The sequence below is a fragment of the Janthinobacterium sp. J1-1 genome (genome assembly GCF_030944405.1).
Taxonomy (GTDB): domain Bacteria; phylum Pseudomonadota; class Gammaproteobacteria; order Burkholderiales; family Burkholderiaceae_D; genus Janthinobacterium.
The window spans coordinates 3740983-3762439 of the sequence record NZ_CP132339.1; the positions used below are offsets into that span (position 1 = coordinate 3740983).

At 61.4% G+C, this 21457-nt stretch carries 18 protein-coding genes, 1 pseudogene and 2 riboswitches; of the genes and pseudogenes, 12 read left to right on the forward strand and 7 right to left on the reverse strand.

The features are described 5' to 3' along the window. Positions 1 to 42 precede the first annotated feature (42 nt). Positions 43 to 1164: a glycine cleavage system aminomethyltransferase GcvT gene (gcvT, locus tag Q8L25_RS16975; protein WP_308920484.1), complete on the reverse strand. Its 1122-nt coding sequence runs from the start codon at positions 1162 to 1164 to the stop codon at positions 43 to 45. A 92-nt stretch (positions 1165 to 1256) separates the two neighbouring features. After that, positions 1257 to 1363: riboswitch (glycine riboswitch) on the reverse strand. Between the two features lie 26 nt (positions 1364 to 1389). Further along, positions 1390 to 1476, reverse strand: a riboswitch (glycine riboswitch). A 189-nt stretch (positions 1477 to 1665) separates the two neighbouring features. On the opposite strand from gcvT, the gene Q8L25_RS16980 reads away from it, so the two are divergent. Continuing rightward, complete coding sequence (locus Q8L25_RS16980) at positions 1666 to 2226, forward strand: ATP-dependent Clp protease proteolytic subunit (protein WP_308920485.1); 561 nt, start codon at positions 1666 to 1668, stop codon at positions 2224 to 2226. 85 nt (positions 2227 to 2311) lie between these two features. On the opposite strand, the gene Q8L25_RS16985 is transcribed toward Q8L25_RS16980, so the two are convergent. Further along, entirely contained in the window at positions 2312 to 2533 is a 222-nt protein-coding gene (locus tag Q8L25_RS16985; RefSeq protein ID WP_308920486.1) for a hypothetical protein, read from the reverse strand. A 319-nt stretch (positions 2534 to 2852) separates the two neighbouring features. Between Q8L25_RS16985 and Q8L25_RS16990 the strand changes: the two genes are divergently transcribed. From Q8L25_RS16990 to def, 6 genes are all read left to right on the forward strand, one after another. Then, positions 2853 to 3479: a phosphatase PAP2 family protein gene (locus Q8L25_RS16990; protein ID WP_308925743.1), complete on the forward strand. Its 627-nt coding sequence runs from the start codon at positions 2853 to 2855 to the stop codon at positions 3477 to 3479. Between the two features lie 149 nt (positions 3480 to 3628). Continuing rightward, positions 3629 to 7156 (forward strand): chromosome segregation protein SMC, encoded by a 3528-nt coding sequence (smc, locus tag Q8L25_RS16995; RefSeq protein ID WP_308920487.1) that lies wholly within the window; start codon positions 3629 to 3631, stop codon positions 7154 to 7156. Next, positions 7153 to 8331, forward strand: coding sequence for a cell division protein ZipA C-terminal FtsZ-binding domain-containing protein (locus tag Q8L25_RS17000; protein ID WP_308920488.1), 1179 nt, complete (start codon positions 7153 to 7155; stop codon positions 8329 to 8331). Before smc ends, Q8L25_RS17000 begins: the two co-directional genes overlap by 4 nt. Positions 8332 to 8344: 13 nt before the next feature. Continuing rightward, positions 8345 to 10687 (forward strand): NAD-dependent DNA ligase LigA, encoded by a 2343-nt coding sequence (ligA, locus tag Q8L25_RS17005; protein ID WP_308920489.1) that lies wholly within the window; start codon positions 8345 to 8347, stop codon positions 10685 to 10687. Between the two features lie 44 nt (positions 10688 to 10731). Continuing rightward, a complete protein-coding gene (gene galU / locus Q8L25_RS17010; protein ID WP_308920490.1) occupies positions 10732 to 11625 on the forward strand; it encodes a UTP--glucose-1-phosphate uridylyltransferase GalU in 894 nt (297 codons plus the stop codon). Next, on the forward strand, positions 11622 to 12158 hold the full coding sequence (gene def / locus Q8L25_RS17015) for a peptide deformylase (RefSeq protein WP_308920491.1): 537 nt from the start codon (positions 11622 to 11624) through the stop codon (positions 12156 to 12158). The genes galU and def overlap by 4 nt, the downstream gene beginning before the upstream one ends. A 56-nt stretch (positions 12159 to 12214) precedes the next feature. Here def and Q8L25_RS17020 read toward each other — a convergent pair whose 3' ends face one another. The 5 genes from Q8L25_RS17020 to Q8L25_RS17040 form a co-directional block, all read right to left on the reverse strand. Beyond that, positions 12215 to 12979, reverse strand: a complete 765-nt coding sequence (locus tag Q8L25_RS17020) for a flagellar regulator YcgR PilZN domain-containing protein (RefSeq protein ID WP_308920492.1) — start codon at positions 12977 to 12979, stop codon at positions 12215 to 12217. Positions 12980 to 13087: 108 nt separating this feature from the next. Then, positions 13088 to 13837 (reverse strand): pseudouridine synthase, encoded by a 750-nt coding sequence (locus tag Q8L25_RS17025; protein WP_308920493.1) that lies wholly within the window; start codon positions 13835 to 13837, stop codon positions 13088 to 13090. Positions 13838 to 13876: 39 nt separating this feature from the next. Then, on the reverse strand, positions 13877 to 16444 hold the full coding sequence (locus Q8L25_RS17030; RefSeq protein ID WP_308920494.1) for a [protein-PII] uridylyltransferase: 2568 nt from the start codon (positions 16442 to 16444) through the stop codon (positions 13877 to 13879). Between the two features lie 39 nt (positions 16445 to 16483). Beyond that, on the reverse strand, positions 16484 to 17296 hold the full coding sequence (map, locus tag Q8L25_RS17035) for a type I methionyl aminopeptidase (protein ID WP_308920495.1): 813 nt from the start codon (positions 17294 to 17296) through the stop codon (positions 16484 to 16486). A gap of 121 nt (positions 17297 to 17417) precedes the next feature. Then, on the reverse strand, positions 17418 to 17630 hold the full coding sequence (locus Q8L25_RS17040) for a hypothetical protein (protein ID WP_308920496.1): 213 nt from the start codon (positions 17628 to 17630) through the stop codon (positions 17418 to 17420). A 114-nt stretch (positions 17631 to 17744) separates the two neighbouring features. Here Q8L25_RS17040 and Q8L25_RS17045 point away from each other — a divergent pair. From Q8L25_RS17045 to pyrH, 5 genes and pseudogenes are all read left to right on the forward strand, one after another. Further along, positions 17745 to 17858 (forward strand): annotated as a pseudogene (locus tag Q8L25_RS17045) (hypothetical protein); the annotation flags it as partial. Between the two features lie 148 nt (positions 17859 to 18006). Then, entirely contained in the window at positions 18007 to 18444 is a 438-nt protein-coding gene (locus Q8L25_RS17050) for a TonB-dependent receptor domain-containing protein (protein WP_308925744.1), read from the forward strand. A 238-nt stretch (positions 18445 to 18682) separates the two neighbouring features. Then, complete coding sequence (gene rpsB / locus Q8L25_RS17055) at positions 18683 to 19435, forward strand: 30S ribosomal protein S2 (protein ID WP_086145236.1); 753 nt, start codon at positions 18683 to 18685, stop codon at positions 19433 to 19435. A gap of 156 nt (positions 19436 to 19591) precedes the next feature. Next, on the forward strand, positions 19592 to 20503 hold the full coding sequence (gene tsf / locus Q8L25_RS17060; RefSeq protein WP_308920497.1) for a translation elongation factor Ts: 912 nt from the start codon (positions 19592 to 19594) through the stop codon (positions 20501 to 20503). Positions 20504 to 20652: 149 nt separating this feature from the next. Further along, the gene (pyrH, locus tag Q8L25_RS17065) at positions 20653 to 21369 is read left to right on the forward strand and encodes a UMP kinase (protein ID WP_308920498.1); all 717 of its coding nucleotides are present in this window, start codon (positions 20653 to 20655) and stop codon (positions 21367 to 21369) included. The last annotated feature ends 88 nt before the right edge of the window (positions 21370 to 21457 follow it).

The window sequence follows — 21457 nt, forward strand, 5'->3', positions numbered from 1 at the left end:
TGTTGATGATGTTTGATCGGTCTTGCGGGCGCCTCTAGCCGCTTACGCAACCAGGATTTTACCGTTGCGCACGAAAGGCAGCTTGACTACCGACGCGGCCAGTTGCTTGCCGCGGATTTCCACGTGCACGGTGTCGCCGACATTGACGCCGTTCGGCACGCGCGCCAGCGCGATCGCTTCCTGCATCGATGGGCTGAAAGTACCGCTGGTGATCTCGCCGGCGGCTTCATTGCCAGCCACGATGACTTTTTGATGGGCGCGCAGCACGCCGCCTTTTTCACGCAGGATCAGGCCGACGAATTGCGCGTTCTGGCCTTTGGCGACCAAAGCGGATTTGCCGATAAAGTCGCGCTCGCTGACCAGGTCGATGGTCCAGGCCAGGCCGGCGTCGAGCGGATTGACGCTTTCGTCCATGTCCTGGCCGTACAGATTCATGCCCGCTTCCAGGCGCAGGGTATCGCGCGCGCCGAGGCCGGCCGGCTTGACGCCGGCAGCCGCCAGCGCGTTCCACAGCGCTTCGACCTGGCTTGCCGCCACGCCGATTTCAAAACCGTCTTCGCCCGTGTAGCCGGTACGCGCCAGCATCACTTCGCCGAATGGCGTGTCCTTGACGATGACGGCGTTGAAGGGCTTGATCGCTTCGGACGCGGCTTGCGTCTGCGGCAGTACCTGCCATACCCTGGCGCGCGCGTTCGGGCCCTGCACGGCGACCAGCGCCATCGGATTGTTCGCGCTGCGGCGCTCGGTGATCGTCAGGCCGCTGTTGGTGGCGGTGTTTTGCTGCTGCATCCAGGCCACGTCTTTTTCGGCCGTGCCGGCGTTGACCACCAGGCGGAACCAGTTTTCGTTGAAGAAGTAGACGATCAGGTCATCGATGACGGTGCCTTCGGCATTCAGCATGCACGAGTACAGCGCCTTGCCCGCCACTTGCAGCTTGTCGACATTGTTGGCCAGCAGGCCGCGCAGGAAGGCGCGCACGTTCGGGCCTTCGATATCGACCACGCACATGTGCGACACGTCGAACATGCCGGCGTCGCTGCGCACGGCGTGATGTTCTTCGATTTGCGAACCATAGTTGACAGGCATGTCCCAGCCGCCGAAATCGACCATGCGGGCGCCGCTGGCACGGTGGGCGTTGTTGAGTGGGGTTGCGTTGAGCGTCATTGATTCCTCGGGACGAAGGTGAAAGGGGAGGGTTAACGGTACAGTTAACAGCACACATGCCTGGCCAGCCAATACGGCTTTCCAGCGTGAACATTCACCCCCCTGTCCTTGGTACCTGAGAGATTACGGAGAAAAAAGCTCCGTGCGCCCCTTCGGTGGACCGCCGGCAGTGCCGCGGTCGCTCTCCAGAGTTGAGCCGCAGAATGGCCATTGCCATCGTTGCGCCTCGCCTGATCGGTCCTTTTGCCTGAGAGTTTTTGGGTAGTGCCCCTTCGGCGGCAACGCGAGTTTGCCCTCTCCCGATCAAGTGGTGGGAATATATGCCAGCAGGGGTTTTCTGTCAATCTGTAAACACCCAGCCGGCATGCACCAAAACAGGGCTTGCGGCCTGATATTTCCTGGGTGTAAGTGTGTTGCGTCCGGGATCAGCAAGACGGCGGCGGGCACGAAAATTTGCTATGCTCAATACCATCATCACCGTCCTTTCGAAGAGTGATTGCCATGAGCGAAACCCATAACAGCATCGAACAGCACGGCTGGTTTACCTTGTCCGGCGACGTCAACAGCGACATGGTGCGCCGCGTCTTCAATGCGGTGGCCGACATGACCGAAGACAAGCTGACCACCGCGCATATCCTGATCCAGTCCAATGGCGGCTATGTCAGCGACGGCATCTGCCTATACAACTTTCTGAGCAAGCTGCCGATCAAGCTGGTGACCTACAACACGGGCGCCGTCGCCTCGATCGCCGTCACCCTGTTTCTGTCGGGCCAGCAGCGCTATGCCAGCGATACGGCGCGCTTCATGGTGCACAAGTCGCATGCCACGGCCTCGCCCGGTGCGCGGCCCGACGCGCTCAGCATCATCGTCGAAGGCTTGCGCGCCGACGACCAGCGCACCGAGCGCATCCTGCGCGGCCATGTGGCGCTGAGCGAGGACCAGTGGCTGGTGCATGCCTATTCCGACCTGCACCTGACGGCGGAACAGGCGCGCGAAGTGGGCATGGTCGAGGCGATTCGCGATTTCGAAATTCCCAAGGGCAAGCGCCTGACGAATATCTGACGCTGTGAAAAGGGCCTGGTCCGGCACGCCGGATCAGGCCCTGTTGCATGCGATCCCCGCCGCCAAAGCGGCTCAGGGAAAGTAATTATTTGCCGCTTTTGCTGCCGCTGCCCGACTGTTTGCTGTCGCTGCTGCCCGACTGCTTGTTGCCGTCGTTTTTATGGCTTTGGCGGCCTGCTTCCACGTGCTGCTCGTGGGTGCCGCCCTGTTTGCTGCCCTGGCTGGGGCTGCCCGACTGCTTGTTTCCGCTAGCGGGGGCGCTAGCGGATTGCTTGTTGCCTTGATCGCCTTTTTGATTCGAGTTCATCATATTTCCTTTGAGAAATTAAAGAGTCACGAAAAAAGTCATCCACCGGAGCGCATCGGCAAAGGGGCGCCAGTGGTTGTTGGCCATGCTGTCCTGGCTCCCCTTGGCTGATGTGTCCCGGTAAGGCATGATGCGCGGCAAGCATGAGCGCGACCATCGGAACACCACTTGACGCCGTGTAGGATTTGGCCTGCTTTCTTGATAGAAATATACCGGGCAAATGTAATCGGATGTAATAGTCGCGGGTCGTACCTTGAAAAGCCCGGCGTGACCCTTGCCAGTCTGGCATAGTGCAGCCTGATCATAATGATGCGCAGTGATGATGACTTGGTGGAATGCAATTTCTTTTACGGCCGACATGTCGGTGCTGGGGCCGGCTGGCGTGGCGATCGCCGTCTGGCTGCTGGTATCGAAACAGTGGCGCCTGGTGCTCGGCTGGAGCTTGTGGTACGGCGGCGGCATGTTGCTGGTGGTGCTGTCCAAGCTGGCCTTTATCGGCTGGGGTATCGGCAGCGCCAGTCTTGATTTCACGGGTTTCAGCGGGCACGCCATGCGCGCCGGCGCCGTCTTTCCCGTGCTGATGTATGTGGTGCTGCAGCGCGCGCCGCGCTCCTGGCGCCATGCCGGCGTGCTGTTCGGTGTGGCGTATGCCGTGCTGGTGGCCATCTCGCGCGTGGTGGTGCAGGCGCACAGCGTGTCCGAAGCGGTCAGTGGCTGCGTGCTGGGGCTGGCGATGGCCTTCGGCTTCATGTGGCAGGCGCGTGGCGCCGTCAATTTTGCCGTCAGCCATGCGCTGGCGCTGGCCAGCCTGGGTCTGATGGTGCTCATTACCTTCAAGGCCGAGCCGATGCCGACCGAAGACTGGCTGCAGAAAATCGCCTTGCACCTGTCGGGGCATGAGCGGGTTTTTTCACGCGCCGACTGGAAGCTGGCCGGCCGCCCCTGAGCCTTGACCCCGCACTGCGGTTTTTTGGCCAGAAAAATCATGGCAAATGGTATGATGGGCCACTTTTTTTGCGATGGCGGCAACCGGCGGGGCTGGTCCCGCGTTGCAACCACTGATTACCGCCAGCATAGGCAGGAACTTTAAAACACGTGCGTCTCTCTTCCATCAAGTTGTCGGGGTTTAAGTCTTTCGTCGACCCCACCAATTTCCAGGTGCCGGGCCAGCTGGTGGGCGTGGTCGGGCCGAATGGCTGCGGCAAGTCGAATATCATCGACGCCGTGCGCTGGGTGCTGGGCGAATCGAAGGCGTCGGAATTGCGCGGCGAATCGATGCAGGACGTGATTTTCAACGGTTCCACCCACCGCAAGCCGGCCGGGCGCGCCTCGGTCGAGCTGGTGTTCGACAATAACGACGGCAAGGCCTCGGGCCAGTGGGGCCAGTACGCCGAGATCGCCGTCAAGCGCACCCTCACGCGCGACGGCACTTCCACCTATTACATCAACAGCCAGCCCGTGCGCCGGCGCGATATCCAGGATATTTTCCTCGGCACCGGTCTCGGTCCCCGGGCCTACGCCATTATCGGCCAGGGCATGATCTCGCGCATTATCGAATCGCGCCCGGAAGAGCTGCGCGTGTTCCTCGAAGAAGCGGCCGGCGTATCGAAATACAAGGAACGCCGGCGCGAAACGGAAAACCGGCTGCAGGACACGCGCGAGAACCTGCTGCGGGTGGAAGATATCCTGCGTGAACTGAACGCCAACCTGGAAAAGCTCGAAGCGCAGGCGGCCGTGGCGACCCGTTTCCACGCCCTGCAGGCGGACCAGGAAGAAAAGCAGAAGCTGCTGTGGCTGCTGCGCAAGAACGAGGCGCAAAACGAACAGACGCGCTATTTCCGCGAAGTCGAGCAGGCGCAGACCGACCTGGAAGAGCAGACCGCCAAGCTGCGCAATGTGGAACTGACCTTGGAACAGATGCGCCAGGCCCACTTTGCCGTCGGCGACCGCCTGCACACGGCGCAAGGGCACCTGTACCAGACGAATGCGGAGATCGGCAGCCTGGAAGCGCAGATCAAGTTCGTGATCGAATCGCGCGCGCGCCTGCAGGCGCAGCTGGCCACGTTGACGGCCCAGCGCGACCAGTGGACGCAACAGGGTGGCGAGTACCAGGAACAGATCGAGGAAGCCGAGTTCCAGCTCGAAGAACTGGCCGCCAAGGTCGAGCAGTCGCAGATGATGGCCGAGCAGAAGGGCGAGCAATTGCCCGAGCTGGACGCCGCCTGGCGCGCCGCCCAGCACAAGAGCACGGAATCGCGCGCGAAAATCATGCAGGCGCAGCAGCAGCTGGAACTGGAATCGGCGCACCAGCGCAATGCCTCGAATATTTTGAACAGCCTGTTGACGCGGCGTGAGCGCCTGCAGCAGGAAAAAAACAGCCTCAGCCTGCCCGACAGCAGCCACCTGGAAAACCTCAAACTGCAGCTGGAGGAAAAGCAGCAGACGCTCGAGGAGCAGGGCTTTTACCTCGAAGAGGCACTGGAACAGCAGCCCAAGCTGGAGCAGGAGCGCAGCGAGGCACAGGCCCAGGTCAACGCCGAAACCGCCGCCAACGCCCAGCTCGAGGCGCGGCTGTCGGCCTTGAAGCAGTTGCAGGAACGGGTGCAAACGCAAGGCAAGGTCCAGCCCTGGCTGAAAAAGCACGAACTCGACACCTTGCCGCGCCTGTGGCAGAAGCTGCAGATCGAGGCGGGCTGGGAAGCGGCGATGGAATCGATCCTGCGCGAGCGCACCTCGGCCTTGCAGCTGTCGAACATCGACTGGGCCAAGGCCTTCTTTGCCGACGCGCCGCCGGCCAAGCTGGCCCTGTATGCGCCATCGACGGTGCCGCCGCTGCCACAGCCGGACGTGCCTGGCCTGAAGCCGTTTTTGAATTTGCTGAAACTGAACGATCCTGGCCTGCGCGGCCTGCTGCAGGACTGGCTGCACAATGCCTACGCGGTGGAAGACGCGGCCGAAGCGCTGGCGGAGCGATCCAAGCTGCCGCCGGGCGGCTATTTCGTCACCCGCGCGGGCCATGTGGTCACCGCCGGCAGCGTGCGTTTTTACGCGGCCGACTCGGAACAGGAAGGCATGCTGGGCCGCCAGCAGGAAATCGACAATATCGGTAAACAATTGCGCGCACAGCAACTGCTGGCCGAAGAAGCGCGCGCCCGTTCGGTGCGCGCCGATGCGGCGGTGGCTAGCTTGAGCCGCAATCTGTCCGACCTGCGCCTGCGCATCCAGCAATTGACCTCGTCGGTACATACCCTGCAGCTGGACGTGGTGAAATTGTCCGAAGTCGAGGCGCGCTTCAACCAGCGCAGCACGCAGATCGGCGCGGACCTGGCGGAAATCGCCGCCCAGGAAGCCGAGCAGCAGCAGATCAAGGCGGAATCGGAAGAAAAATTCGAACAGCTCGACATGGAGCTGGGCAATCTGCAGGAAGCGCACGAAGACGGCCAGACCGACTTCCTGCGCAAGGAGCAGCTTTTGTCCGAAGCGCGCGACGCCCTGCGCGACCTGGAACGCGCCGCCAAGGATACCGAATACGCGGAGAAATCGCAGCGCACCCGCATCGAGGAACTGCGCCGCAATATCGCCACCGCCAGCACCCAGGCGCAGCAAGTGACGGCCAGCCTGCAGGCGGGCCAGCTGGAACTGGCCAACCTGGAAAGCGGCGCGGCCAACGACGGCTTGCAGGATCTGCTGGAACGGCGCACCAGCCAGGAAAAAGCGCTGGCCGACGCGCGCCATGAACTGGACCAGATCACCCAGCAGCTGCGCCTGTCCGAAGACGCGCGCACGCAGTCCGAGCGCAGCCTGCAGCCGCAGCGCGACAAGATCATGGAAATGCAGCTCAAGGAACAGGCCGCGCGCCTGAACCAGGAACAATTCGCCCAGCAATTGCTCGAATCCGGCGCCGACGAAGCGGCCTTGAGCGAAAAGCTGCACCCGGACATGCGCCCGTCATATCTGCAGGGCGAAGTGACGCGCCTGACCAATGCGATTGCGGCGCTCGGTGCGGTGAATCTGGCGGCGCTGGACGAGCTGGCGCAGGCGTCCGAGCGCAAGAATTTCCTCGACGCCCAGAATGCCGACCTGACCGAAGCGATCAATACGCTGGAAGACGCCATCCACAAGATCGACAAGGAAACGCGCGACTTGTTGCAAGACACGTTCGACAAGGTCAACCACCATTTTTCGGAACTGTTCCCGATCCTGTTCGGTGGTGGGCAAGCCAGGCTGACCATGACGGGCGACGAAATTCTCGATTCCGGTGTACAAGTAATGGCGCAGCCTCCCGGCAAGAAAAATGCCACCATCCATCTGCTGTCAGGTGGAGAGAAAGCGCTGACCGCGACCGCACTGGTGTTTTCCATGTTCCGCCTGAACCCGGCGCCGTTCTGCCTGCTCGACGAAGTCGATGCGCCGCTGGACGATTCGAACACGGAACGCTTTTGCCGCATGGTCAAGCGCATGTCCGACCAGACCCAATTCCTTTTCATTTCGCATAACAAGATTGCGATGGAAATGGCCCATCAATTGATCGGTGTGACGATGCAGGAGCAGGGCGTATCGCGCATCGTGGCGGTGGACATGGAGTCCGCCGCAAATTTTGCTACCGAGGCACAAGCAGCATGACAGACCTTCAAATTACCTTGTTCGGCGCCGGTGGCGTCTTTATCGTCGCCGTGTTTTCCTACAATAAATGGCAGGAATACAAGGCCAAGAAAAGCGTCGAGCGCGCCTTTTCCACCGACCACGACGACGTGCTGATGCGCGAAGGCGAGGCGCCAGCCGGTTCGCCTGGTGCGCCGGCCGAGCCCGTGTTGCGCCAGGAGCCGCGCTTCGACCCCGCGCCTGCCGCCGCGTCCAACGGCAAGACCGAACCCTCGTTTGGCGCCGCACCTGCCCAGCCTGCACCGGCCGTGTTTGCCGATGAAGTGGGTCAGAGCGATACCGCCTATGGCCTCGAAGCGCAGCCATCGCCGTCGCAGGAAACGAGCGCGGCCAGCGAACTGGCCACCAGCCTGGTCGATCCGCTGATCGATTGCCTGCTGCCGCTGTCGCTGGAAGCGCCGGTGCGCGGCGAAAAGATCCTGCCGGTGCTGCAAACCTTGCGCCTGGTCGGCAACAAGCCGGTGCACTTCATCGGCCTGCATGTCAACGGTGACTGGGAACCGATCACGCACGGCGGCGTGTACACGAAAATGCAGGGCGGAGTGCAGCTGGCCAGCCGCACCACGGCCCTGAACGAACTGGAATACTCGGAACTGGTCACGCGCCTGCGCGTGGTGGCCGACGATATCGGCGCCGAGCCGGAAGTGCCCGACATGATGGAAGTGATGGCGGAAGCGCGCAATCTGCACCGTTTCGTGGCCGGCCACGACGCCCAGCTGGGCGTCAACCTGCATACCAATGGCGCGCCATGGGCGATTTCCACCTTGCTGGTGGCGCTGGAAAAGCAGGGCTTCGACGTGCGCCCGGACGGCCGCTTCGTGATGCCGGACGGCCAGGGCGGCCATCTGTTCTCGCTGTCGACCAATGTCACCCTGGCCGAGGAAACCACGCCACGATTGACCCTGCTGCTCGACGTGCCTTGCGTGGCGTCCGCGCGTGACGGTTTCGGCGCCATGGTCGCCTGCGCCCGTTCGCTGGTGGGCCGCCTGGACGCGACCATCGTCGATGATTACAACCAGGCCCTGTCGGACGCGGCCCTGGCCGAGATCGCCGGCCAGGTACAGGAGTTTTACCAGGAAATGGAAGCGGCCGATATTCCGGCCGGCTCCACCCGCGCCCTGCGCCTGTTCAGCTGAGAAGCGGGTAGCAATGACCGATATCACCAAGGAGGCCAGCGCGCGCGTGCTGGCGCTGACTGCCGAACTGAACCAGCACTTGCACGCTTACCACGTGCTCGACAATCCCACCATCCCCGACGCCGTCTACGACCAGCTCTTTATCGAACTGCAGACGCTGGAAGCGGCCCATCCCGAGCTGCGCGCGCCCGATTCGCCCACCCTGCGCGTGGGCGCGGCGCCGCTGCCTTACTTTGAACAAGTGACGCACGCGGTGCCGATGCTGTCCTTGAACAATGGTTTTTCGGACGACGACATCGTCAACTTCGACCGCCGCGTGCGCGAAGGGCTGGACCACGACGGCGCCGAGGTCGACTACGCGGCCGAAGTCAAATTCGATGGCCTGGCGATCAACCTGCGCTATGAGAACGGTCTGTTCGTTCAAGCCGCCACGCGTGGCGACGGCGCCACCGGCGAAGATGTGACGGCCAATATCCGCACCATCGGCGGCATCCCGCTGCGCCTGCATGGCGATCAGATTCCCGCCTTGCTCGACGTGCGCGGCGAAGTGATGATGTTCAAGAGTGACTTTGCCCGCCTGAACGAGCGCCAGCGCGAAGCAGGCCAGAAGGAATTCGCCAATCCGCGCAATGCTGCGGCCGGCAGCCTGCGCCAGCTCGATGCGCGCATCACGGCGCGCCGCAAGCTGCGCTTCTATGCCTATGGCATCGGCGCCCTGGAAGGGGCCGCCATGCCGGCCTCGCACTCGGCGCTGCTGGACTGGTATGTGACTCTGGGTATTCCCGTGTCGAAAGAGCGCAAGGTGGTGCGTGGCGCCCAAGGCCTGTTTGGCTATTTCAAGGATATCGGCGAACGCCGTCCCGGCCTGCCGTATGAAATCGACGGCGTGGTGTACAAGGTCGACGCCACCGAAGACCAGCTCGAACTCGGTTTCGTGTCGCGCGCGCCGCGCTTTGCGCTGGCGCACAAATTCCCGGCCGAAGAAGCGCTGACGGTTGTGCAGGGCATCGATATCCAGGTTGGCCGCACCGGCGCGTTGACGCCGGTGGCGCGCCTGGCGCCCGTCTCGGTGGGTGGCGTGACCGTCACCAACGCCACCTTGCACAATGAGGGCGAGGTCCGGCGCAAGGATATCCGGGTTGGCGATACGGTCATCGTGCGCCGCGCCGGCGACGTGATCCCCGAGGTGCTGGCGATGGTGCCCGACAAGCGTCCGGCAGGAACGGTTGCTTTCGTGATGCGCGATACCTGTCCCGTGTGCGGCTCGCACGTGGTGCGCGAAGAGGGCGAGGCCATCGCGCGCTGTTCGGGCGGGCTGTTCTGCTCGGCACAGCGCAAGGAAGCGTTCCGCCATTTCGCCGGCCGGCGCATGATGGACATCGAGGGCCTGGGCGAGCGCTATATCGATACCCTGGTCGAACTCGATTACGTGCACAGCCTGGCCGACCTGTACGGCCTGAGCCTGGAAAAACTGCTGGAAATGAAGGTGCGCGCCGACGAGCGCGACGGTTCCACGCCGGAGACCGTGCAGCAAGGAAAAATCCCCACCAAATGGGCGGAAAACCTGCTGGCCGGCATCGAGGCCAGCAAGCGCCCGCCAATGGAACGCTTTTTGTTTGCGCTGGGCATACGCCACGTGGGCGAATCGACCGCCAAGACCCTGGCCGAATGGCTGGGCAGCCTGGAGCGCGTGCGCCATGCCCCGGCCGCGCTGCTGCGCGTGCTGCCCGATATCGGCGGCACGGTGGCCGAGTCGATTGCCGATTTTTTTGCGGAAGACAAAAACCAGCAAGCCTTGCAGGCCTTGCTCGACGCCGGTGTCACGCCGCAAGGCGAACACGCGCCCAGCGCCAAGCTGCGCGAGCAGCTCGACCTGGTCAAGCTGCTGGCCGCCATCGGCATCCCCAAGCTGACCGAGCCGCGCAGCCGGCAGCTGGTCGAGCGCGGCGCCACCCTGGCCAGCCTGGCCGAACAGGGCGGTGGTTTCCAGGCCGGCTTGCCGGCCGGCGTGGCCGAGGCGCTGGCGTCGTGGCTGCAGGTGCCGGCGAACGTGGACTTGCTGCGCCAATTGAACGGCATGCGCGAGCATTTGCTGGCAGAATTACCACAACAGCCAGCAGCCGGCGGCAAGTTCGATGGCAAGACTTTCGTGCTCACCGGCACCTTGCCCACCATGAGCCGCGATGCGGCGGCGGCGCTGATCGAAGCGGCCGGCGGCAAGGTCAGCGGTTCCGTATCGAAGAAAACCAGCTATGTGGTCGCTGGCAGCGATGCGGGCAGCAAGCTGGCCAAGGCACAGGAACTGGGGGTGGCATTGCTGGATGAAGCGGGTTTGCTGGACTTGCTCGCGCAGTAATCGCCGGCTCCAGCCTCAAGACACTCTACACATTGCGAAGACCCATGAAAAAAATCAGAAAAGCAGTTTTCCCCGTCGCGGGCCTCGGCAGCCGCTTTTTGCCTGCCACCAAGGCGCAACCGAAAGAAATGTTGCCCATCGTTGACAAGCCGCTGATCCAGTATGCGGTCGAAGAGGCGGTTGCGGCCGGCATCACGGAAATGATCTTCATTACCGGCCGTAACAAGCGTGCCATCGAAGATCATTTCGATACGGCTTATGAGCTGGAAACGGAACTGGAAGCGGCCGGCAAGCGCCAGTTGCTGGACATGGTACAGAACGTGATACCGAAGCATATCAACTGCATTTATATCCGCCAGTCGGCGCCGTTGGGGCTTGGCCACGCCGTGCTGTGCGCGCGTCCGGTGGTCGGCGACGAGCCGTTCGCGGTCTTGCTGGCCGATGACTTCATGGACGTGGAAGAGGGCGTGCGGCCGGTGCTGGCGCAAATGGCCGACGTCTATCAGTATGAAAACTGTTCGCTGCTGGCGGTGCAGGATGTGCCGCGCGCCGATACGCGCCAGTACGGCATCGTCTCGGCGCGCCATTACCAGCCCGATCTGGAACTGGTGTCGGGTATCGTGGAAAAACCGACTCCGGAAGAAGCGCCTTCGACCCTGGCCGTGGTGGGACGCTATGTGCTTAGCAGCAGCATCTTTGATCACCTGGAAAAAATCGGCGCCGGCGCCGGTGGCGAGATCCAGCTGACCGACGGCATCGCCGCCCTGATGCGCGAAGAGCGCGTGCTGGCTTACCGCTACAAGGGCCAGCGCTATGACTGCGGCTCCAAGCTGGGTTACCTGAAGGCCACCATGGCGATGGGGCTCAAGCATCCTGAAACCGGTGCCTCCTTCCGCGCTTACCTCGACGAATTGAACGCGCCCGTGGAACCGAAATGACCGTACGTGAAATTCTGAAAATGGGCGATCCGCGCTTGCTGCGGATGGCCGAGCCGGTGCGCGACTTCGACACGCCCGAGCTGCACGCCCTGATCGCCGACATGTTCGACACCATGCACGCCGCCAATGGCGCGGGCCTGGCGGCGCCGCAGATCGGCGTCAACCTGCAGCTGGTGATCTATGGCTTCAAGCAGAATCTGCGCTATCCCGATGCGCCGCAGGTGCCGGAAACGGTGCTGATCAATCCCGTGCTGACGCCCTTGTCGGAGCGCAAGGAAGAGGGCTTCGAAGGCTGTCTGTCGGTGCCCGGCCTGCGTGGCAGCGTGCCGCGCTGGAGCGAGCTGCACTATGAAGGCGTGGACCAGTTCGGCAAAGCCATCAGCCGCGACTGCGACGGTTTCCATGCGCGGGTGGTGCAGCATGAAGTCGACCATCTGCATGGCATTTTGTATCCGATGCGGATTGTTGATTTCACGCAGTTCGGGTACACGGAAGTGATGTTTCCCGAACTCGATCCGAACGACGACGATTGATCTCAGGATAGAAAAATGGCCGCTGAAAGCGGCCATTCTTGTCTCTGCAGACGGTGTCAGCGCACCTTGCGCCCGCTGCCCATGGCATCGAGCAAGGCCACCACTTCGTCGCGCATCGCGTCCGTCAGGTTCAGGAAGCGGCAGCCGATCTGTACCTGTTCGCCCAGCAAAAACGAGCGGAAGGTGCGCGAGAGGCGGATTTCCAGGTCGGCGATCATGACCTTGTTCGGCCCCAATTCCAGGCGCACGCGCGACAGCTTGCGGCCCACGTACAGGCCGACCGTGTCGCGCGGATGGGCGCGCATGCCGATGCCGCCGGCCGAGAAGTCATATAGCTGCAGTTCATATGGCCGGCCTTCAAGCACGAAGGCCGCCAGGTAGTAGACACCGAGCGGTGTTTCCAGGCGCGCCGATTCGCGCCGTTCCAGCACCAGGCAATGGCTGGGGAAATTAGTCAGGTAGACGTTGGACCGCTCGGGATAGGCTTCCCATTCGCCATTGATGGTGAATTGCAGCTTGGCGCTTTGCACCCACGACACGAAGGTGGCACTGCCAGGCGGCAAGATCTGCCCTTCGTTCAGCTCCAGCACGAATTGCGGCAGGTCGTCGTCGACCGACAGCACACGCGCCATGATGGCGTCGTCGCTGCCGTTGGCGTAGATGGAGATCGCATCGCCATTATCGGCCAGGCTGCACAGGGTTTCACCGATATCCCACGGGTCGCTCATATGGTGCGGCTTGGTACCGGGCGCCATCGGTTCGGCGACGTCGGCCAGGCTGGGCGCACCTTTGCGCAGGGGATTGGGAATGGGATCGTTCACAACGGCTATCTCTTAGGTTCTATTGGGCAACAGTGTATAGGCTTACAGCAATATTTACTAAGTAAATATTGCACTTGTCGATAACACTATGCTTGCCGGGGGGGCTGTTTAAAACTGCTCGTCGGCACTCAGGTAGCGCCACTGGCCGGTGGGCAGGTCGCCCAGCTTGACCTTGCCGATGCGCACGCGCTTCAGGCCCAGCACTTTCAGGCCGACCAGTTCGCACATGCGGCGGATCTGGCGTTTCTTGCCTTCGCGCAGAGTAAAGCTCAGCTGGTCGTCATTTTGCCAGCGCACCTTGGCCGGCAGCAGAGGCTTGCCGTCGAGCCACAGGCCGTGGTTCAGCCGTTTCAATTCGCTGTCAGGCAGCTTGTCGCCCTTGGTATATTGCACGCGCACCAAATATTCCTTGTCGACATCGGTATCGTGGCCGATCAGCTGCTTGGCCACGCGGCCGTCCTGGGTCAGCACCAGCAAGCCGACCGAGTCGATGTCGAGCCGTCCCGCCGCCACCAGGCTGCGCAACTGGGTCGGGTGGAACTGTTCCGGGCTGCGGTCTTCAGCCCAGCGGTTCTCGGCCTTGATCAGGGCCACGGCCGGCGTGTAGCCGTCTTCGGCCTGGCCGCTGACATAGCCGACCGGCTTGTTGATCAGCACGGTCACGCGCTTGGACTGCTCGGCGGCCGCCTGGCGTTCGACGGTGATGCGCTGGCTGGGAAACACCTTGCTGCCCAGTTCGGACACCACCTTGCCGTCCACGCGCACCCAGCCGCGGGCGATCCATTCATCGGCTTCGCGGCGGGAGGACAAGCCCAGTTCGGACATGCGTTTGGACAGGCGTAATAATTCTTCGGTCATGGTCTTTGTTTCGGTAAAGGTAAAGCGACGCGCACAGGTTTACACTTTCAGCGCGTCGAGTAAATCGGTTTCCAGCAAGATCTGGTTACGGGCATTGTTCAGCGCCGGGCCATCGACCAGGAACACATCTTCGACCCGCTCGCCGAGGGTCATGATCTTGGCCGTGTGCAGGTTGACGCGGTATTTGGTCAGCACATTGGCGATCGAATACAGCAGGCCCGTGCGGTCGTTGGCGGCCACCGACAGCAGGTAGTACTGGCCCCGTTCGTCGGGCCGCAAATCGACCGTCGGCTGGAACGGAAAGGTGCGCGACAGGCGCGACAGCCGTCCCTTGCCGGGCGGCGGCAGCGGCGCCTGCGACAGCAGCAGTTCGCCCAGTTCATGCTCTATCAGGCTGATGATGTCGCGGTAGCTCTTGGCAAAACTCTGCTCCGTCACGAGGAAGGTGTCGAGCGCATAGCCGTTCTTCGTCGTATGGATCTTGGCGTCGAGAATGCTGAAGTTCTTGCGGTCGAAATAGCTGCAGATGCGCGCGAACAAGTCGGGCTGGTCGGGCACATACACGGCCACCTGCAGGCCTTCGCCGATCGGCGCGAGGCGGCATTTTACCACCGGCAGTTTGCTGTCGAGCTTGTCGTACAGCGAACGCGTCTGCCAGGCGATGTCGGACGCGTCGTGGCGCAAAAAATACGCCACGTCGAGCTGCTGCCAGAGTTTCTTGTGCGCGTCCGGCGGCAGGCCGTACAGGCGCAGGGTCGACAGCGCTTCCTGCTGGCGGTTCTTCAGTTCGCGGTCGGCCGAATGCGGCTCGCCCCCCAGCACGCGCAGGGTGACCTTGTACAGGTCTTCCAGCAGCTTGCCTTTCCAGGCGTTCCATACTTTCGGGCTGGTGCCGCGGATGTCGGCCACCGTCAGCAGATACAGCGCCGTCAGGTGGCGCTCGTCCCTGACCACCTTGGCGAACGCTTCGATCACGTCGGGATCGGACAAATCCTGCTTTTGCGCCACTTGCGACATGCTCAAATGGTTTTCCACCAGGAAGGCCACCAGTTCCGTGTCTTCCGCCGACATGCAGTGCTCTTCGCAGAACTGGGTGGCGTCGGCCACGCCCAGTTTCGAGTGGTCGCCGCCGCGGCCCTTGGCGATATCGTGGAACAGGGCCGCCACGTACAGCAGCCAGGGCTGCGAAAAATCGGCCATCAGCTGGCTGCAATACGGGTATTCGTGCGCGTGTTCGCTCATCGTGAAGCGGCGCATGTTGCGCACCACCATCAGGATATGCTGGTCGACCGTGTACACATGGAACAGGTCATGCTGCATCTGGCCGACGATGCGGCGAAAGTTCGGCAGGTAGCGCCCGAGGATGCTCATCTCGTTCATGCGCCGCAGCGCATGGATGATGCCCACCGGCGCTTTCATGATGCGCAGGAACAGGGCGCGGTTGGCCGGGTCATGGCGGAATTGCGCGTCGATCTTGAAGCGGGCGTGCCACAGCGCGCGGGTGGCGCGCGAGGTCATGCCCTTCAGGGCCGGGCGTTCCGTCATCAGGACAAAGATTTCCAGCATCGCCGACGGATAGCGTTCGAAGGTGTCGTCGGCGCTGATGTCGATCAGGCTGTTGACTTCATTGAAACGGGGATTGATGGCGACGGCCACGTCGTCTTGCGGGAACAGCCGCGCCTCTATGTTCTGCAGCAAGATGGTATTGAGTTGCGTGACCGTCTTGGCGGCCCAGTAATAGCGCTGCATCAGGAATTCGCTGGCGCGGCGCATGTGCGGACCGCTGCCGGTCGCCTGCAAGCCCAGCGATTCGGCGATCGCCGTCTGCACGTCGAACACCAGGCGGTCTTCGCGCCGCCCGGCGTGCAGGTGCAGGCGCACGCGGATATCCTTGAAGGCGCGCTCCTTTTCCATCAGCTGGCGCGCTTCCGTCAGCGTGATCAGCCCGCTGGTGGCCAGGGTGCGCCAGGAATTGGCCAGGCCGGCCGCCTTGGCGACCCACAAGATCACTTGCAAATCGCGCAGGCCACCCGGGCTTTCCTTGCAATTGGGCTCCAGGCTGAAGGCCGTGTCTTCGTACTTGGCGTGGCGCTGGCGCATTTCCGCCGTCTTGGCCTGGAAAAACGCCTGCGGGTCCATTGCCGCCGCATAGCGGTCCTGCAGTTGCGTGAACAGCGTCTCGTTGCCGCACACCAGGCGCGCTTCGAGCAGGCTGGTCTGCACCGTGATGTCGGCCCTGGCTTCGCTCAGGCACTCGTCGACCGTGCGGATGCTGTGGCCGATTTCCAGTCCCAGGTCCCACAGCAGCTGCACCAGCTCTTCCAGCTTTTCCGTGGTGGGCGCATCGGGCGCGTGTTCGAGCAGGATTAGCAGGTCGATGTCGGAATACGGAAACAGTTCGCCGCGGCCGTAGCCGCCCACTCCGACCAGCGCCGTGCCGGGCGGCAGGGCCGCTTCTTCCCAGGCGCGCGCCAGCACGCCGTCGACGCTCTGGCGCAGGTTGCGCAGCAGTTTTTCAGGCTTGCCGTCGGCCTGGAAGGCGGTGATGACGACCTGGCGGTCGGCTTTCAGTTGCTGCTTGAGCTCTTCGCGTACATGCTTTTTCATCGGTACCCTGGGGTGGCTGCTGCGGCTGCGGGTTGAAAATCAGGCTTTTTGCTGGATAAAGGCCGGTGGCGGCGGCATCTGCGGCGACACGGTCAGGATTTCGTAGCCGGTTTCCGTCACCAGCACCGTGTGTTCCCATTGCGCCGACAGGCTGCGGTCGCGCGTCTTGATGGTCCAGCCGTCGTTCATTTCGCGGATTTCGCGGCGGCCGGCATTGATCATCGGCTCGACCGTGAAGATCATGCCCGCTTCCAGGCGTTCCAGGGTGCCCGGCTTGCCGTAGTGCAGGACCTGCGGCTCTTCATGGAACACCGTGCCGATGCCGTGGCCGCAAAATTCGCGCACCACGCTGTAGCCGGCTTTTTCCGCGTGCTGCTGGATCGCATGGCCGATATCGCCCAGGTGCGCACCCGGCTTGATCTGGTCGATTCCCAGCCACATGCATTCATAGGTGATTTCCGCCAGACGCTTGGCGAGGATGGTCGGCGTGCCGAGCAGGAACATGCGGCTGTTGTCGCCGTGGTAGCCATCCTTGATGACGGTGATGTCGAGATTGACCGAGTCGCCGCTTTTGAGCACTTTGTCGCCGGGAATGCCATGGCATATCACGTCGTTGACGGAAGTGCAAATGGCCTTCGGATAGGGGGTGTAGCCGGGCGGGCAGTAATTGAGCGGGGCAGGGATGGTGCCCTGCACGTTGACCATGTATTCATGGCACAGGCGGTCCAGTTCGCCGGTGGTGACGCCGACCTTCACGAACGGCGTGATGTAGTCGAGCACTTCGGCGCCCAGTTTGCCGGCGACGCGCATGCCTTCGATGTCGGCGGCGGAGTTGATACGGATGGTGGACATGATGGGTATCGCAATCTGCAAGATATTCGGTGAAAAAGCGCAGAACAGTCCTGTCGGACAAAAAAAATCTGCAAATATGCCGAAATTATAAACGAGGCGGTAGCGATGCGCGGCGGCGCTTTCAGAGTGGGAAAGGAGTCGATGGCGAAATGCGCCAGATTGGTGCGCCAGGGAAAACAGGCAAACGAAATAAACCGTTTTTTTCCTGAGCATTGGCCATGTTTTTTGCGGCCGGCACTGGCGTGGCTGGTATTTGCGGAGTTTTAACGATAAATGCACCGGAAAAGCGCATTGCGCCATGCGGCGGCGACGCCATTGCACCGAAGAATGGCATGCACTCCTGTATTAAAGAATAACAACGTTCTTTTGCCCTGGAAATTGAAATATTTCACCGTGAAGAAAGTGTTGTTTCTTTGTTGAATTTAGTTTTTTGCAACATTGAATCGACATGCGCAATCTGGGCGCGAACCGCCTGCTGGTGCTGGTCGACGGCAAGCGCTGGACCCCATCGGTTGACGGCTACACCGACATCTCGACCATTCCGATCTCGATGGTCGGGCGGATCGAAATCCTGAAGGACGGCGCTTCCTCGATCTACGGCTCGGACGCAATCGCCGGCGTGGTCAATATTATCCTGAAGAAAACCATGGTACGGCAACTACTCGGTGCGCGAGGCTTACCTCGAAGCAAATATTTCAGTGCTGAAGGACGTGTTCCTGGCCGAGTACCTGTCGCTCGATCTTGCATCGCGCTATTCGGACTACAGCAACTTCGGCTCGACCACCAACAGCAAGGTCGGCGTGATGTGGAAGCCGGTCAACGACCTGCTGGTACGCGGCACCTGGGCAGAGGGCTTGCGCGCTCCGTCGCTGGGTGACACCTTCGGTGGCGGTTCGCAGTCGTTCGTCGACTACCTCGATATTTGCGATTCGGTCAACGGCGATGCTGCTACCAATCAAGCTGGAAACCGAAGGCGTCGATTTCGGCTTCAACTAACGTGTTCGACAAAGAGCCACGCATCGTTCGCCGCGGCCAGGCGTCGAGCAGCGTGGTGGACCCAGACGTGCCTATCGACCGTTTCGTCTACGTTCGCTACAATCAGTCGTTCTGATGCCACGCTCCGCCAGGAGCCTGACATGACAGTTTGAGCAAAGCCCGCCAGGTTCGCCCGGCGGGCTTTGCTCATGGGGCGTTCCATTTGTACGGCGCCCTTGATGTGCGGGGCGTTTCAGTGTAGAATCCCGGGTTGCTTGAATTCTCTTTCTGGCAATGCAACAAGCGGCCTGTAGCTGGGCTGACTTTAATTTATATAAACACGCGAATCCGGTCGACAAGGGTGCCTGTATGGTGACTGATCGGATTCCAGACCCAACCCTGGAGTTAATAATGTCCGTAACAATGCGCGAAATGCTGGAAGCCGGTGTCCACTTTGGTCACCAAACCCGTTTTTGGAATCCAAAAATGGCACCGTTCATCTTCGGTCATCGCAACAAGATCCACATCATCAACCTGGAAAAAACCATGGCGATGTACCAGGACGCAATGAAGCACGTGCGTCAACTGGCTGCAAACCGTGGCACCATCCTGATGGTTGGCACCAAGCGTCAAGCCCGCGAAATCATCGCTGCTGAAGCACAACGCGCTGGCGTGCCTTTCGTTGATCAACGCTGGTTGGGCGGCATGCTGACCAACTTCAAGACGATCAAGACCTCGATCAAGCGCCTGAAGGACATGGAAGCGATGGTTGAAGACGGTTCGATCGAAAAGCTGTCGAAAAAAGAAGCGCTGATGTTCTCGCGCGAAATGATCAAGCTGCAAAAATCGATCGGCGGCATCAAGGACATGGGCGGCGTTCCTGACGCAATCTTCGTCGTTGACGTTGGCTACCATAAAGGCGCGATCACCGAAGCCGCAAAACTGGGCATCCCGGTTATCGGCGTGGTCGATACCAACCACTCGCCAGAAGGCGTGAACTTCGTTATCCCAGGTAACGATGACTCCTCGAAAGCCATCATGTTGTACGCTCGCGGTGTTGCTGATGCAATCATCGAAGGCCGTGCAGCTGCCGGTAACGAAGTGGTTGAAATGGTTAAAGCCGCTGCTGGCGACGAATTCGTCGAAGTCAACGAACAGGCTTGATGCCACGCTACCCTCGGGTAGCGGTTTGTAAAGCTCAGCAGTAATGGAAAAGGGGTGGCAGCAGCTCCCCCTTTTTTTTAACAAAAAACGATGGTGGCAGGCGCCGGGACGCAAGTTCGCGCCGCCGCTCTCGACTCACCGAATCAGGAGAAACACATGGCAGCGATTACAGCAGCGATGGTAGGCGAATTGCGCGGCAAGACCGACGCACCAATGATGGAATGCAAAAAAGCACTGACCGAAGCCGAAGGCGACATGGCCCGTGCGGAAGAGATCCTGCGCGTCAAACTGGGCGGCAAGGCATCGAAAGCATCGGCACGCATCACCGCCGAAGGCGTCGTGGCAACCTTTATCGCCAACGGCGTGGGTGCCCTGGTTGAAGTGAACTCGGAAACCGACTTCGTTGCGAAAAACGACGACTTCCTGGCGCTGGCAAACAATGCCGCCCGCCTGGTCGCTGAAAACAACCCGGCCGACGTCGCTGCCCTGCTGGCCCTGCCACTCGATGGCAAGACCCTGGACGAAGTGCGCGCCGCCCTGATCGGCAAAATCGGCGAAAACATGACCATCCGCCGCTTCCAGCGTTTCGAAACCAGCGCCAAGCTGGCTTCCTACCTGCACGGCTCACGCATTGGCGTGATCGTCGAATTCGACGGCGCCGATGAGCAAGTGGGCAAGGACGTGGCGATGCACATCGCTGCCATGAAACCGGTATCGCTGTCGTCGGAACAAGTTCCTGCGGAACTGATCGAAAAAGAGCGTTCGGTTGCAAAACTGAAAGCCGAAGAAGATGCAGCCAAAGCGGCCGCCGAAGGCAAGCCAGCGCAATCGCCGGAAATCCTGGCCAAGCGCCTGGAAGGCTCGGTACAGAAGTACCTGAAAGAAGTATCGCTGCTGAACCAGGCTTTCGTGAAAAACGACAAGCTGTCGGTTGAGCAAATGCTGAAAGCCGCTGATACCAGCGTCAAGGCATTCGCCATGTACGTGGTCGGCGAGGGCATCGAGAAGAAGCAGGACGACTTCGCAGCGGAAGTCGCAGCACAGATGGCTGCCTCCCAGGGAGCGTAATCAAAGCGGGCCGAGAGGCCCGTTTTTTTGGCCCGCCCGCAGCAGAGCATGCCGGGCGGCGGCATGGGCAGCGTCCTCCCGCCTATCCGGCGCTGCAAGGCGCTGTGCCATGTCATACTCGAATAACCTCATTTATGGAGCCCCAGCTCATGTCAAAACCAGCCTACAAACGTGTCCTTCTGAAGTTGTCCGGTGAATCCCTGATGGGTGATGATCCTTACGGCATCAATCGCGCCACGATCGAGCGCACGGTGGCCGATGTGGCCGAGGTGGCCAAGTTGGGCGTGGAACTGGCAATCGTGATTGGCGGCGGCAATATCTTCCGCGGCGTCGCCCCGGGCGCGCAAGGCATGGACCGTGCCACCGCCGACTACATGGGCATGCTGGCCACCGTGATGAACGCACTGGCGCTGGCCGATGCCATGCGCCACGTCGGCATCACCGCGCGCGTCATGTCCGCCATCGGCATCGAGCAGGTGGTCGAGCCGTACGTGCGCCCGAAAGCGCTGCAATACCTGGAAGAAGGCAAGGTCGTGGTCTTCGCCGCCGGTACCGGCAACCCGTTTTTCACCACCGACACGGCCGCGGCCCTGCGCGGTGCCGAGATGAGCGCCGAGATCGTCTTGAAGGCCACCAAGGTGGACGGTGTCTACACGGCCGATCCGCAGAAGGATCCGAACGCCACGCTGTACCACACGATCAGTTTCGACGACGCCATCTCCAAGCACCTGCAAGTGATGGACGCCACCGCCTTCGCCCTGTGCCGCGACCAGAAGCTGCCAATTAAAGTTTTCTCGATCACGAAACCAGGCGCACTGATGCGCGTCATCATGGGCGAGGACGAAGGTACTCTGGTTCACGTATAAGTTAGCTGTAATTTTTGAATTCATTATCATTAACAACGCCTGACAAAACCGTCGCGAGCGGAAGGGAGAGGTGGCCGAGAAGCGCAAC